The following is a 13,681-nucleotide window of genomic DNA, read 5'->3' as shown; positions in this document are numbered from 1 at the left end:
ACTCAAAAGAGTGACCACATAGCGTGGTGTTGAATTGAAGCCATCAGCCGCCATTCGACGTTCCTGTACGAAAGCGTGAAGGAATGCTCAGGCATGTCGGTTGCAGATCAGAGCGCATACGTTGAGGGGCTTGCTCTTTTTAGGGCCAGGGTGGAGCGCTTATTTGAGGAATGGAAAACCAAACCATTTTCTGCTCCAGAAAATCAGTTCCCTGTTGAGCTTTTAAATGCACTACGCACAATGGGTGCGTTTGACGCTCTTTTTTCCGTGGAAGACAATGGGCTCGGGCTTTGCCAAACATCTGAAGGAGGCCAGGTTCTTCTGACTTTACTGAGGAGAATAGGCTATCTGAGTCTTTCTCTAGGGCGATGTCTTGAAGGGCACGTGAATGTAGTCCGTCTCGTAGAATTGTACGGCACAAGATTCCAACGTCATGCTCTGAAGCTCCAACTGGAAAACGGGAATTTGGCTGGCATCTGGGTTACGGACGGGAACTCTGCTGTCAGCATACAGAGGGAAGGGCCGAGCTACAGGCTCTCGGGGATCAAAGGTTTTGCCAGTGGCGTCAGGCAGGTTAGCGTTGCATTGATAACCGCCATACCTGAGCACGGCGAAGCGCTCATGGTTCTAGCTCCTACAACAGACCTTAAACGCCAGCGCCCCGGTCCGGGGGCACTGACTGGTATGCAGGCCAGCGGAACGGGAGCCTATGATTTCACGAGCCTCCAGATCTCACCGGATGACATTATTGGCTCACAAGGTGACTATCTGCGGCAGCCTGAATTTTCTGCAGGAGCCTGGCGAGGGTCGGCGGTTGCCTTAGGCGGGATGGATCATTTGATTGATCTACTCAGGGAGGAGTTACTGGAACGCGAGCGTGCTGGTAGTCCACATCAACTCGCCCGGATAGGAGAAGCACTTATTCTTCAACAGACAGCAGCGATGTGGGTGACAGAGGCCGCTCAAGCTGCATATTCTGCGCACATGAAACCAGAAGACGTGACGTCAATCGTTAATCTCGCTCGGTTGGCTGTTGAACGGGCTGCTCTTGACCTGATCACGCTCGTTCAAAGAAGTCTTGGCCTGTCGGCCTTCATAAAGGGAAAAGCGGTAGAGCAGGTCATGAGGGACCTTGCGACTTATCTCAGGCAACCTGCGCCTGACGAAGCTCTGACGGAGGCTGCCGCATGGTTCGTCCGTCATGACTGGCCGGAGGCAGGTCTATGAATATTCGTGAAACTCTGGAAAAATTTGCGAGTTTTCCAGTTACCTCATTCGATGCCGTTGCTCCCGGCACATCACTGGTGCTGGCGCCCCATCCTGATGACGAAAGTCTTGGATGTGGGGGATTTATAGCCTCGGCAGTGGCACATGGGCGGCCGCCCATTGTTGTGATCGTTTCGGACGGCTCTGCATCTCACCCGGGCTCTCGTTTATGGCCACCCGATCGGCTGGCGCGACAGAGACAGGAAGAATGCATCCGTGCTGCAGAAATTCTGGGTCTTTCTGCTGATAGACTGATATTTATGGGCCTTAAGGATACGAGAGTTCCGGTGGAAGGAAGCCATTTTGACTCTACTGTCCGCGATTTGCTTGATCTTCTCTCTCTTCATGACTGCGAAAATCTACTGGCTCCTTGGCGGTACGACCCTCACTGCGACCATGAAGCTGTCTGGCTGATTGGCGAAACGCTAAAAGCTCTGAAGCCAGAGCTTAGAGTTCTGGCGTACCCGGTCTGGGGTTTAACACTTCCTCCTGAAACGAAGATTCCAGAAAATGCCCTTACAGGTTGGCGCCTGAATATTCGGTCTTTTTTGGAACAGAAACGACAGGCGATCCACGCGCATCGAAGTCAGAGAGGCTTGATCGTAAAAGACGATCCAAACGGTTTTGTTTTACCGGAGCATTTACTGGAGAAAATGCTGCAACCCTATGAAATCTTTATCGCGTCATGAGGAAAGAGACATGGACAGCAGACGTTTTTGAAAACCTGTTTCAGCAGGATCCTGACCCATGGAATTTTGAAAGCAGCCCGTATGAACAAAAGAAGCTTCAAAGGGTTCTACAATGTCTCCCATGTTCGCCGATTGCATTCGCCGTAGAGCTCGGATGTGCCATAGGGGTAGGCACATTAGCTCTAACGCAGCGGTGTCAACATATCCTGGCAGTAGATGCTTCGGAAACTGCGCTTACCAAGGCAAGACAGCGCTGCCAAGAATATGCACAAGTCAGCTTTATCAAAGCCTTTCTGCCCAGTGCTTATCCAGTGGTTGCTGCAGCAGGCTGTGATCTCATTATTATTTCGGAAATTCTTTATTTTTTGAGTCAGACAGACATTCAGAAACTCGTTTTTCAAACGACCACAAGCCTGAAAATAACTGGGCATATCCTAATCGTTAACTGGACTGGAGAGACAGATACGCCTTGTACTGGAGACGAGGCAGCAAATTGTTTTATTCAGGCATGTCTTGCACACGGTTGGGTGCCTGATCTAAGTGAGCGCGGTGAGGGATATCGAATTGATCGATTGAGGCACTTAAGCAATCACGATGAGAACGATGTGTCATCTTTCTAAGATAATCTAGCACCCGTTGGGCTCGTTTATGATGCTTTTCCAAGTCATCACGGCGCACGCGCATTTGAGGTAATGCCATGCAGGCGTTTTCAAAAAGAAAGAGTTGATTTGCATGCTGACGCAGACGTCGCATACGAAGTAGCCTTCGGGAAACAGGCTCGAAAATATCATCGATATATTCGTCCTGTACGTGTAATCTGCGTGCCAGCGTTTCGGCCATCCCTCCTTGTGCCCGACCGACCAAACGAGCGGACACATACACTTTAACGTCCGGCGCATGACGAACTCGAATTCCGTTCTTTCGAAGCACTTGATAGAACGCACGGTCTTCCGACGTTGGTACGGCAGGCATTCCACCAACCTTACTCCAGGCCTGATAAGTCACCGCGATACTGGCGCCGGAATGCTCGGTATGCCGAGGCCAGGGATCATGGGGTTCCGGATAAAGCAGCAATGCGATTTGATCGAGAAGAGCCCCGTAAGCCTGTTCTGCTCTTTCATCTTCATGCAAATTGAATGGGATTTTCCTGGCTTCCTCGGGGAGGAGAAGAGCCCTGCCAAACACGGCTTCAACAGGATAATGCGTAAAAGCGTTTAGAGTACGACTTAACCAATCCTCAGCGGCTTCGCTGTCAGCATCCGTGGTCACTAAAAGGGCATCAGAAGATGCATACTGAGCCGCATGGGCCATTGCATCTCTTCTTGCCAAGCCTGCACTTGCCAGTCCTGGATCGTAGACAACTCTGACGATCTCCAGTTCGAACGGTAATGTGTTCGTTAGCGATGCTACTCGCTCATGTGTTTGATCAGTAGTATTATTGATCCAGAGTACAACTTTGTCAGGCTGTGTCTCTTGTCTCGCGAGAGCTAAAAGACACGGGACAATGTGTTCTTCTTCATTGCATACTGGAATAGCAACCAGTATCTGTTTTTTTATAAAGTCATGTCTGTTTTTATCGAGACCGGTATTTTCCCCGTTGTTTTTGTGTCCACTCGAAGAAAATGACTTGTTCTGTCCCATGGGTTTACTCGTCGTCCCGGCCTGAACATCCAGAGCTTAATTTGTTGGGTTTTCAGGTGCATCAGGAAGGACTGGAGGCTGATCAGGCTTAGGATCTGGAGAGCCTTTTTCAGGCGCATACCTTTTACCGGGATTTTCCTCTTCCGGGGGCTCATCCGTGATCGGGCTTTTGTCAGGATATGGGTCAAAAGGCTCAAGTTCATCAGGCGAGCCAGGAGCTTTCGTCGGATTTTTTGGGAGCGTACTGCTACGGAAAGACATGATAGCCTCCATTGGTAAGACCATTAAATGGATAGCTGGGCAGGAAGTTCACATCACTTAAAAAAGACTGAGAGAATTTAAAAATATCGTGCAATAAATAATTTATTATAATTTCTTTAAAAATTGAATAAAATTATAATTGATTTTTAGTTAGAGTAAATAATCTGCGATGTTATAAGAAACAAGATAATATATACCCTGATATTACACCTATTCACAAGCAGTAATTCATGTTTCACCATAAAAAATAGGATGTTTGGTAAATATATAGGTATTAGAAAGTGGCCATCGACATTATATAATAATTTATAACATTAAGACTAAAGAACAGCATGTAACTTTAGTCCTACAGCATCAACAGTAGGTTTGTTCTTCTGAAGATTTGTTCTCCAGATACGCTGATAATCAGGTTGGATGGAGAGACCTCGGAATGCATGGATGTTGTAAGTGACCTCCAGGGTCGTGATATGGCTTTGAGGGTAGGTCGTGTTTCCGGGGAGAGACAACCCCTGACGATAGCGTATCCACTGCGAAGCAACCAGTTCCGGGCTTGCCATCGTTTCAGACCACTCGACGCCGAATGTATCTTGGGGACGAGTGGAAAATGGTCCCCGATCTACGAGCCCTGCATAGATCTGATAGGTGTAAGGGCTGTTTTTCCCATCGCTTTTAGCGAACCCGGCGAGTGCGTAGAGACCGTGTAATGGGCCGCTTCCGTTACGGATTAACATCTGGTCTGCCTGAAGCCATATTTGTGTTTTTCCATTCGTCCAGCGATAAGGGAGGCCGGTGGCAGCAGCAGCATTTCCATTATTGTCGTAATAGACATCTCGGTATTGAGAAGAATCATAAGCGAAGCCAAATTTATAATGGCCGACAAGATTGTTTTTTCCAAAATGAGGGATGAGCCCGATTTCAACAGGAGTATAGACGCCTGTATAAAGGTCTGTACCCATTTCAAAACCAGTCCGATCATACTTGTTTGTATTCAGGTATGGATTGACGCCATAAAGACCCGCTTGGATATAGAGACCATGGAGCGGCCAGTAACGAATTCTGGATCCCCATGTTGACCCTGGATATGTCGCATATCCCGCTGCACCGCGCGTCAGAGATTTTGGTATCCCACAGTTCGATTTATTCATAAACGTGCAGAACAAGGGGGAATTAGCAAAATCAATATTCACGGGCATTTTGCCAACTGCAATCTGGATGCGCTTTTTATATAGATCCTGAGTTCCATAGATATAAACCAGGTGAACGCCGACATTGCCGCCACCGCCGAAAATTTCCTGAAACCCATTCAAAGAGTGATCGCCCAGATCTGCTGCGAGGTTATGGCCCGCGCGGTTAACGAAAACTGCATGGGTGATAAATCCCTTCCAGCCAATAATTTTTTCCCAGTCCAGATCAAGTTCCACACCGATCTGATGGGCATAACCAGCGTCCCCGCCATGCCCTGCATTTAAAGCGATGGCGCTTTCGCTGGTATAGTCCACGACAATACCGATCCCTTTCTTGTTCAGCTTTTTGATCAGCCTATCCCAGGGAAGGAGCATGTTCTCTACCGGAGGCGTAAAAGGGGTATTGTCGTAGCCGGCCGGCGTATCCAGGGCGAAGAGAGGAGCCGTTGCGGAGACCGGCCCTCGGTATTGTGCCTCTGCTTTGGAGGAAAGAAACACCACGCATGAGAAAACGCATGCCAGAAAGATTTTTGTAGTGGGTAATGAAGAGCGCGGCATCGAAGTGCTCCAGACTGAAGCAGTTTCAAATCACGGGGGTCAGTAGCGGGGCGCCGCAGAAATGTGCCGCAAGGTTGGCCGTGACCAACTGGCCCATCTGTCGGCGTGTTTCTACGGTTGCGCTGGCACGATGTGGCTGAAGAACGACATTGTTCATACCGTAGAGGGCAGCCGGAACACTGGGCTCGTTCTCGAAAACATCAAGCGCGGCTTTGCCAAGTCTACCGTCTTGCAACAGGCTCACCATGGTCTGTTCATCTACCACGCTTCCACGGGAAATATTGACCAGCAGCCCATCCGGCCCCAGTGCTTCCATGACGTCCCGGTTTACAAGATGCCGGGACTGAGGGCCGCCCGATGCAGCGACGACAAGGATATCGCTCTGCTTTGCCAGTGCTGTCAGGCTGGGAATGAACGGAATATCAGGAAGTTCAAGATTGGTACGGCTGAAATAGGAAACGGGCATGTCAAAGCCATGCGCGCGTCGGCTGATGGCCTGTCCGACTTTTCCCATCCCAAAAATTCCGAGTTTCTTGCCGGTGACCTTGTGGGCCAAGGGGAGGAAGCCCGTGCCCCACTGACCGTTGCGGACAAAACTGTCTCCCGGAAGCAGGTCGCGCGTTGCCGCGAGAATGAGAGCCATGGCGAGATCTGCCACGTCATCTGTCAGGACGTTCTGCGTTGTCGTAACGCTAATACCACGGTGGCTGGCCTGAACGAGATCGACGGCATCAGTCCCAATTCCATTGATGGAAATGATCTCCAGGTTAGGAAGGGCTGTCATGATGTGGGAAGGGACACCGCTTCCGCCGCCGGTGACGATACCCCGAATGCGCGGTGCGATGTCCGTCAATACCAGTGTTTCATTATAACGGTGCACAACATACGCGGCGTCCAGTGCCTGCTCGACTTCAGGCATCATGGGCTCGATAAGAAGAATTTCCGGTTTCATGATCAGAGAACCTTACACAGCCTGTTTTATGGAAGAACGACGGAGACGGGGGCCAGAGATCCGATTTCGACTTTTGCAGTCGTGCCTGCGGGTACGAATTTCGTGCCGGTCATGGATCCGGTGGTGACGACCGTTCCTGCTTCCAGGGGAAGACCGCGCTTCGCAGCATGATTGGCCAGCCAGACAAGAAGACGGATTGGATCTCCAGCGGAGTTCCCTCCGGCATGTTCAATGGCAATCTGGTCATCGAGGACAAGCTTGACCTGTTCGGTTACAGGTGTGAGCTGCTGCCACGTTGAAATTCCGGGGCCGTAAATCAGGGCGCCGTGGTTGCCCTGATCGGCCAGATGCACCAGTCCGTCCTGGGAGCCTGCCTTGCAGAAGCGGGTGTCAAATATTTCGATAGCGGCATGAGCGCTGCCGATTGCGTCGCAAACTTCAGCCTGCGTCCAAGGGGTTTCCCGAAGGGGGAGGTCTTTCCGAAAAATATAAACAATCTCCGCCTCAACACCGTAAAGGCGGCAAAGACCTTCCGGGAGCTTGGTATCTCCGGAAAACAGGGTGACCTGATGCAAGGGTGCGCAGAATGGCTCGCTTTCTAGCGTCGGAGCTCCGACTTTCCAACCCTTGATGGGGCCGAGGGAAGCCGTCAGAGCTTGTGCGACCTGATCCTGAACAGAATACGCTTCTTTAGCGTCATGGATCTTGACGGTATCGGGAAGTCTATCCAGGCAGGCTTTACTTTTTCTGGCAGCAAGAAAGATCTCTGCACACTGAGTCAGTGTGGCGCTTGGAGAAAGAGATACTGTATTGTTCATGATAAACCTCGGGCATAGGGAGGCCGTCATGCGTCCGGAGCACGGGCGCATTTGGAATGAGCTGAAAGAAAGTGACGTGTGTTTTAGGGGAGGCCCTTAGAGCCTGAATCAGAAAGCGGTTTGATTGATTTTCCGCAGAATTCTGCGGATATGGGCGATCATCAACCACGCGCAGGATGACGAGATTGTTGCCTCGACATCCTTCGTGAGGCGGCGGCAGCGTCCGAGCCATGCAAAGCTACGCTCCACGATCCAGCGTTTGGGCAGGACGACGAAGCCTTCGGCCCGATCGCTGCGCTTGACGATCTCGATCGTCCATCGGCCGAGTTCAGCCAGCGCACCACGCAACTTCTCGCCGGCATACCCTCCGTCACCGATCAGATGGCGAAGCCAGGGGAACAATGAGCGTATCCTGGCCGCTACCAGCGGCGCGCCGTCACGATCCTGAACGTCGGCGGGATGCACGACAGCCGCCACGACATGACCCAGCGTGTCGGTCGCGATATGCCGCTTGCGTCCCTTGATCTTCTTGCCCGCGTCATAACCGCGTGGGCCGCCGTTTTCAGCGGTTTTAACCGACTGGCTGTCGATAATGCCCACCGAAGGCGTGGCGTCTCGTCCATCCTGCTCACGCGACAGGATCACGAGAATATGGTTCATGGCTTCCCATCGTCCCTCGCGGATCCAGCGGTAGAAATAGCCCTGCACGGTCGTGAAGGCGGGAAAGTGACGCGGCAATTGCCGCCACTGGCAGCCCGTGGTGACGATATAGAGGATCGCCTCCATGACCCGGCGCAAATCCGTACGTCGGGGTCTCCCCAGTCGTTTCCTCTCGGGCATCAGCGGCGCAATCAGCGCCCACTCCGCGTCGCGCAGGTCGCTTGCATACTCCAGGTCGTCCCGGCGATACTGCGCTCGGGTGATTTCAGTCCAGGCCATCTTGATCTCATCAGGTTATCGCAAACCCATGAATCATAACCTGCTGAAATCACTCAACTCATTTTAGGTCAGGCTCTTAGGCCTTTTGACGCTGCTCCCATGGTTTAGAGGTCGGCTTTCACCGATATCACGTGCCGCGACATATTCAGTCGTAGGGGTTACAGCCGCCTCATTTTTAACTCTTGTAATTGCTGCGCTTCAGCCCAACGGGATTTCTGGCAGTGCGCAGTTGGCGTCTAATGGAACAGAGGGTTCTGATAGCTCTGTTCCTGATCAGGACTGGCGATATTATGGCCGAACGCAAGGGCAGGACCGTTTTTCTCCTTTGAAACAGATTAATGCCAGCAATATCAAAGACCTAAAACTGGCATGGAGTATGCACACTGGTGACACCATGCATGCTGGTGAAGATCAAGGCGGCACGGATGGTGGCCATGAATTCAATTTTGAGAATACGCCCATCAAGGTGGACGACACTCTCTATGTCTGCACCGGTCATAGCTGGGTTGAAGCGATTGATGCTGCGACGGGAAAGATTAAATGGAAATATGATCCCAAGGCCAACACCGGGCCAGACGTATATCTCGCATGCCGCGGTGTCGCTTATTACAAGGCGCCTGAAGGGGCGAGTAGCGAATGCCCGGAACGGATCATCGCTCCGGTTCTTGATGCCCGGTTGATGGCCCTTAATGCCAAGACAGGTAAGCCTTGCGAAGACTTTGGTGATCACGGTTTCATTTCATTGACGCAGTACCTGGGGCACGTTCCTGACGGGTTTCATTTTGTGACGTCGCCCCCGATGATCATCAGTGATCGGGTCATTACGGGAGGATGGATTTTCGACAATCAGGCGACGTTTGAACCATCCGGTGCAGTTCGCGCGTTCGACCCAGTGACAGGCAAGATCGTATGGGCATGGGACGTGGGCCATAATCCACAAACCTGGACTCCCGGGCCTAATGACGAGCTCACCCGTGATACGCCGAATGCGTGGGGCGTTTATACGGCGGACCCGAAACTTGGTCTTGTCTATCTGCCCACCGGCAACGCACCACCGGACTATTTTGGTGGTCACCGACGTCCATTCGATGACAAGTTTAGTAGTTCCATCATTGCGTTGGACGCAAAAACCGGTGAATTGCGCTGGCATTTTCAGACCGTTCATCATGACGTCTGGGACATGGATGTTCCGGTTGGTCCATCTTTGATTGATTTGCCGGGTCCTGACGGATCAACGATCCCGGCGCTCGTACAAACTACCAAGCGTGGCGAGTTCTTCATGCTCAACCGCGAGACTGGAAAACCAGTGGCGGAAGTTCAGGAGAAAAAGACGCCACAAGGGGCTGTTCCGGGCGACTGGACAACACCTACACAGCCGTATTCGGTTGGGCTTCCCTCTGTTGCCCCCAAGGATCTGACAGAAAAGCATCTATGGGGCGCTACGCCGATTGATGAGATGCTATGCCGGATCGAATTCCGTAAGGCCGCGTATCAGGGCCAGTTTACGCCGCCACAGCTAAAGGAAACGATCGTTTATCCGGCGTTTGATGGTGTTGTGGACTGGAATGGCGCGTCGGTCGATCCGGTCAACAAACTTGTCATTTCCACAGCCAACTACATTCCCTTCATGTTGCGTATGGCGCCGCGTGGACCGGTCGAAAAGGCGGGTTTTGTGCCGACATGGGACGGGAGCGGCAACGAGCCTTATGTAAAGGGAGGAGTATATGGCCCGCAATATGGTACGCCCTATGTCGGGTACGTTCATCCATGGCTCAATCCGCTTATGGTTCCTTGTGACGCACCACCTTGGGGTACGTTGACGGCAATCGATCTTGTCAGCCGGAAAATCGTCTGGCAGCACCCGATTGGTACGACCCGTGATACGGGGCCGTTTGGAACCCACACCAATCTTCCATTACCAACCGGTATGTTCAACATCGGCGGTACGATGGTGACGGGAGGTGGACTGGTCTTCCTCGGTGCGACGGCAGACGATTACCTGCGGGCTGTTGACGAAAGCACCGGCAAGGTTGTCTGGAAAGCACGTCTGCCAGCGGGTGGGCAGGCAAACCCGATGTCCTACATGATCAATGGCAAGCAATACATTGTTATTGCCGCTGGAGGCCACGCCGGCATGGGAACACGAACAGGCGATTATATTCTCGCCTACGCTCTTGATGATGGGCAGACGTCTCAGGCTCATTGATCTGTTTTTTAGGTCGGGTTTCTATTATGGAAACCCGACTATCATCATGAAACTTCGTTATTTTCGTGAAAACAGATCAAGTAATGCTCTATGGACGTATCAAGGGAGGTTCCCTAACGCGGCGCAGTCATTCAGTATTTTAGATAGAGCATGGAGGCTGAATATCAGTCGTCCTTTTTCGTTTACAATCAGGATGCTCTCGATCCGGCAATAAGGATGTCGACGAGGCGTTTTGCGCTTGTTTCCCACCCGGGACCGGCTGAAAAATTCGACACGCCAGCCAACGCTCGGAGCAGGTCGAGCGGTTCGATCTCAGCGTTGAGATCTCCACTTGCAACAGCCGCCGCTACAAGTGTGTCAATCGCTCCTTGAAGCACAATCCCGGACTGGGCATAGAGCGCACTTGTGCCGCCAACCAGTCCGTTAAGTGCAGGTGCGATGACCTGCTTTGCGGCAATGTAATCCACGAACAGGCGCATCCATGCGCGAAGCGCTTCGACTGGTGGATGCTGCGTGGCTAGGACAGGAGCTGCGTCTGCGAGGCGGTCGAGTTCAACACGGTAAACAGCCTCAATAAGAGCATCGCGGTTGGGAAAGTGCCGATAAAGCGTGCCGATCCCGACACCTGCACGTCGCGCAACCTCATCCAGGGGAATGTCGATTTCCCCTGCCGTGAACGCGGTTTTCGCCACATTTAGCAAGTGCTCTCTGTTGCGCTGACCATCGCTGCGCGGTCTGCGTCGAAGTTTTTTATCCTCAGCCATTGGCTCCCTCTTGTTAAACGGAGTATCCCTCCGCATATATGAAACGGAGCAATGCTCCATATATCATCTCGCGTGTGGTTTCACCACGCCCAGGAGTTTCACGAATGACGAAGATTTTTGGCGCAAGATCAACAACCGATGATGTTCTTTCTGGTCTGTCTCTCAAGGGAAAACGCATTCTCGTGACAGGCGTTTCTGCGGGCCTGGGCATCGAAACTGCACGTGCTCTTGCTGCTCATGGCGCACATGTTGTGGGGGCAGCGCGCAATCTGGATAAAGCTGAAAATGCGACTACTCAGGTTCGTGCAGACGCCGAATCTGGGGGAGGACAGTTTGAGCTGATTGCGCTGGATCTTGCAGATCTTGGCAGTGTTCGGGCGTGTGCGGACCAGTTGAACAGTGTTGGTCTATCTTTTGATCTGGTCATTGCCAATGCTGGCGTCATGGCTACCCCGTTCGGGCATACGAAGAACGGGTTCGAGACACAGTTCGGAACCAATCATCTTGGTCACTTCTTGCTCATTAACCGGATAGCGGGGCTTATGAACAATGGCGCCCGACTGGTGAACCTGTCTTCGGCGGGCCATCGCTTTTCAGATGTCGATCTGGAAGATCCAAATTTTGACCACGCTTCCTATGAGCCATTTGTTGCTTACGGGCGCTCCAAGACCGCAAATATCCTCTTTGCTGTTGCGTTCGACGCGCGTCATCGTGCTCGTGGCGTGCGGGCTACAGCCGTTCATCCCGGCGGTATCTTGACTGAACTCCCTCGTCATATGCCTGCAGGAGCAATCGAGGCTATGGTCACAGGCATCAATGAACAGGCGGCCAAGGAGGGAAAGCCACCATTCCAGTTCAAGACCATCCCGCAAGGCGCCGCTACATCAGTTTGGGCAGGGATCGTGGCGGATGCAGATGCTATAGGTGGTCGCTACTGTGAAGACTGCCACGTGAGCCCAATCGTCTCTGATGATCAGCCGCTTGGTCTGGGGGATGAGGGCGTGCGGTCTTATGCGCTCGATCTGGCTCATGCCGAGGCTCTTTGGAAGAAGAGCGAAGAGATGGTTGGAGAGAGCTTTTCCTGAAATGTAAGCATGTCTCATGTTTTGAGATCATGCGTAGTTTTGACGCCCAGCACATGGACGCAGTGAATATTTCTAAGGCTAAGAGGCGATGGTCGTCTCTTGGTGCTTTCATGCAAGGAGGCTGATTGCCGTGCGTGTTGTTGTTTTCGGTTTGCCCCTCCTTGTCGTGATCCTGAACTGGCTCTGGCCGCTTCCGTTGCCTCTCGCTGCGAAAATGCTCGGAAGCGTTCTGGTGATCGTCGCAGCGCTTTATCATTACTGGTCCAGGCTCTCGTCGGGCTCCGTTTTCGCTCCGGAATTTCCTCGACCTTTCGTCGTCCTGTTCAACTGGGGTTTTGGGGCAATCCTGTTTCTCACGCTGTTCCAGATCGCGCTTGATGTTGGTGCACTGGTCTTCGCTCTCGCGGAATGGCAGCCAGTCCATATCTCCGCTAGTGCGCGAGAGGCTATTGGCGGGCTTGCGGGATTTTTGGCTGCTGTGAGTGTTGCGAATGCTTTGCGCGTACCGCCAGTCAAAGATGTGACGATCACCATCCGCGGTCTGCCCAGGGTGTTTGATGGATACAGGCTGCTCCAGTTGAGTGACATGCACATCAGTCGGCTGTTTCCGACCAAATGGGCTGCGGCAATGGTCGAGCGTGCCAATGCGGCAGACGCAGACATGATCGTTGTGACGGGAGATTTTATCGACGGATCTGTGGAGATGCGTCGTGCTGATGTCGCACCACTCGCCCGCCTGCAGGCGCGTGATGGTGTACTGGCAATTCCCGGAAATCATGAATATTTTTTTAATTATTCCGACTGGATGCAGCATCTGTCGGGATTAGGCTTTCATATGCTGTTGAACGACCATGCAGTGGTTACCAAGGGGCAAGATCAGTTGGTAGTTGCCGGCGTGACAGACAGGTCTGCGCCCGGCCATGGTCAGCCTGGCCCAGATTTAGAGGAAGCCCTTAAAGGGAGCCCGGACGGAGCGCCGGTCATATTGCTCGATCATCAACCTGGGGATGCGCGTGCCTCAGCCGAATATGGCGTTGCCCTGCAGTTATCCGGTCACACGCACGGCGGAATGATTTTGGGGTTAGATCGTTTGGTGGCACGCGGTAATAACGGGTTCGTCTCCGGGCGCTACAATGTGGGTAATATGACGCTCTACGTCAGTAATGGGACCGGGTTGTGGCCAGGTTTTGCACTGCGGCTTGGCAGACCATCCGAGATCACGTGTTTTCATCTGCGGACTGAAGAAAATTAAAATCTGCGCCTCTCATGGAGGCGTTAGACGAGCGAACCTTAGAAAACGATACCCGTCCCTTGGCGG

10 protein-coding genes and 2 pseudogenes are annotated in these 13,681 nt (G+C 52.4%); 6 read left to right on the top strand and 6 right to left on the bottom strand.

Going from position 1 to position 13,681, the window contains the following annotated elements; all coding sequences use genetic code 11:
- The first annotated feature begins 93 nt into the window (after positions 1–93).
- The 3 genes and pseudogenes from ABDK75_RS08615 to ABDK75_RS08605 form a co-directional block, all read left to right on the top strand.
- Positions 94–1,227, top strand: coding sequence for an acyl-CoA dehydrogenase (locus ABDK75_RS08615; RefSeq protein WP_346005575.1), 1,134 nt, complete (start codon positions 94–96; stop codon positions 1,225–1,227).
- On the top strand, positions 1,224–1,955 hold the full coding sequence (locus tag ABDK75_RS08610; RefSeq protein WP_346005574.1) for a PIG-L deacetylase family protein: 732 nt from the start codon (positions 1,224–1,226) through the stop codon (positions 1,953–1,955). Before ABDK75_RS08615 ends, ABDK75_RS08610 begins: the two co-directional genes overlap by 4 nt.
- Positions 1,952–2,419: pseudogene (locus ABDK75_RS08605) on the top strand (class I SAM-dependent DNA methyltransferase); the annotation flags it as partial. The gene ABDK75_RS08610 and the pseudogene ABDK75_RS08605, both read left to right, overlap by 4 nt.
- A 34-nt stretch (positions 2,420–2,453) precedes the next feature.
- On the opposite strand, the gene ABDK75_RS08600 reads toward ABDK75_RS08605, so the two are convergent.
- The 5 genes from ABDK75_RS08600 to ABDK75_RS08580 all read right to left on the bottom strand — a co-directional run bounded on the left by ABDK75_RS08600 (position 2,454) and on the right by ABDK75_RS08580 (position 8,308).
- Positions 2,454–3,596 carry a glycosyltransferase family 2 protein gene (locus tag ABDK75_RS08600; RefSeq protein ID WP_346005573.1) on the bottom strand — a complete coding sequence of 381 codons (1,143 nt, stop codon included), beginning with the start codon at positions 3,594–3,596 and terminating at the stop codon, positions 2,454–2,456.
- Positions 3,597–4,177: 581 nt separating this feature from the next.
- Positions 4,178–5,356, bottom strand: coding sequence for a carbohydrate porin (locus ABDK75_RS08595; protein ID WP_346005572.1), 1,179 nt, complete (start codon positions 5,354–5,356; stop codon positions 4,178–4,180).
- Between the two features lie 268 nt (positions 5,357–5,624).
- Positions 5,625–6,551, bottom strand: a complete 927-nt coding sequence (locus ABDK75_RS08590) for a 2-hydroxyacid dehydrogenase (protein WP_346005571.1) — start codon at positions 6,549–6,551, stop codon at positions 5,625–5,627.
- 26 nt (positions 6,552–6,577) lie between these two features.
- The gene (locus ABDK75_RS08585; protein ID WP_346005570.1) at positions 6,578–7,369 is read right to left on the bottom strand and encodes a fumarylacetoacetate hydrolase family protein; all 792 of its coding nucleotides are present in this window, start codon (positions 7,367–7,369) and stop codon (positions 6,578–6,580) included.
- Between the two features lie 108 nt (positions 7,370–7,477).
- Entirely contained in the window at positions 7,478–8,308 is an 831-nt protein-coding gene (locus tag ABDK75_RS08580) for an IS5 family transposase (RefSeq protein ID WP_011251399.1), read from the bottom strand.
- A 76-nt stretch (positions 8,309–8,384) separates the two neighbouring features.
- Between ABDK75_RS08580 and ABDK75_RS08575 the strand changes: the two are divergent.
- Positions 8,385–10,514: pseudogene (locus ABDK75_RS08575) on the top strand (membrane-bound PQQ-dependent dehydrogenase, glucose/quinate/shikimate family); the annotation flags it as partial.
- A gap of 188 nt (positions 10,515–10,702) precedes the next feature.
- Here ABDK75_RS08575 and ABDK75_RS08570 read toward each other — a convergent pair.
- Positions 10,703–11,278 (bottom strand): TetR/AcrR family transcriptional regulator, encoded by a 576-nt coding sequence (locus ABDK75_RS08570; RefSeq protein WP_211510449.1) that lies wholly within the window; start codon positions 11,276–11,278, stop codon positions 10,703–10,705.
- A gap of 104 nt (positions 11,279–11,382) precedes the next feature.
- Here ABDK75_RS08570 and ABDK75_RS08565 point away from each other — a divergent pair, with 104 nt between their 5' ends.
- Together ABDK75_RS08565 and ABDK75_RS08560 are read left to right on the top strand one after the other, a co-directional pair.
- On the top strand, positions 11,383–12,363 hold the full coding sequence (locus ABDK75_RS08565; RefSeq protein WP_346005568.1) for an SDR family NAD(P)-dependent oxidoreductase: 981 nt from the start codon (positions 11,383–11,385) through the stop codon (positions 12,361–12,363).
- 130 nt (positions 12,364–12,493) lie between these two features.
- Positions 12,494–13,615, top strand: a complete 1,122-nt coding sequence (locus ABDK75_RS08560) for a metallophosphoesterase (RefSeq protein WP_346005567.1) — start codon at positions 12,494–12,496, stop codon at positions 13,613–13,615.
- The last annotated feature ends 66 nt before the right edge of the window (positions 13,616–13,681 follow it).

The organism is Gluconobacter sp. OJA (assembly GCF_039638325.1).
Lineage (GTDB): Bacteria > Pseudomonadota > Alphaproteobacteria > Acetobacterales > Acetobacteraceae > Gluconobacter > Gluconobacter cerinus.
This window is presented reverse-complemented; position numbering and strand designations above follow the sequence as displayed.

Bases quoted from the DNA above. Each gene is read 5' to 3' on its own strand.
- ABDK75_RS08615 (WP_346005575.1), top strand. From the start codon at position 94: ATGTCGGTTGCAGATCAGAGCGCATACGTTGAGGGGCTTGCTCTTTTT.
- ABDK75_RS08610 (WP_346005574.1), top strand. From the start codon at position 1,224: ATGAATATTCGTGAAACTCTGGAAAAATTTGCGAGTTTTCCAGTTACC.
- ABDK75_RS08600 (WP_346005573.1), bottom strand. From the start codon at position 3,596: ATGGGACAGAACAAGTCATTTTCTTCGAGTGGACACAAAAACAACGGG.
- ABDK75_RS08590 (WP_346005571.1), bottom strand. From the start codon at position 6,551: ATGAAACCGGAAATTCTTCTTATCGAGCCCATGATGCCTGAAGTCGAG.
- ABDK75_RS08585 (WP_346005570.1), bottom strand. From the start codon at position 7,369: ATGAACAATACAGTATCTCTTTCTCCAAGCGCCACACTGACTCAGTGT.
- ABDK75_RS08580 (WP_011251399.1), bottom strand. From the start codon at position 8,308: ATGGCCTGGACTGAAATCACCCGAGCGCAGTATCGCCGGGACGACCTG.
- ABDK75_RS08570 (WP_211510449.1), bottom strand. From the start codon at position 11,278: ATGGCTGAGGATAAAAAACTTCGACGCAGACCGCGCAGCGATGGTCAG.
- ABDK75_RS08565 (WP_346005568.1), top strand. From the start codon at position 11,383: ATGACGAAGATTTTTGGCGCAAGATCAACAACCGATGATGTTCTTTCT.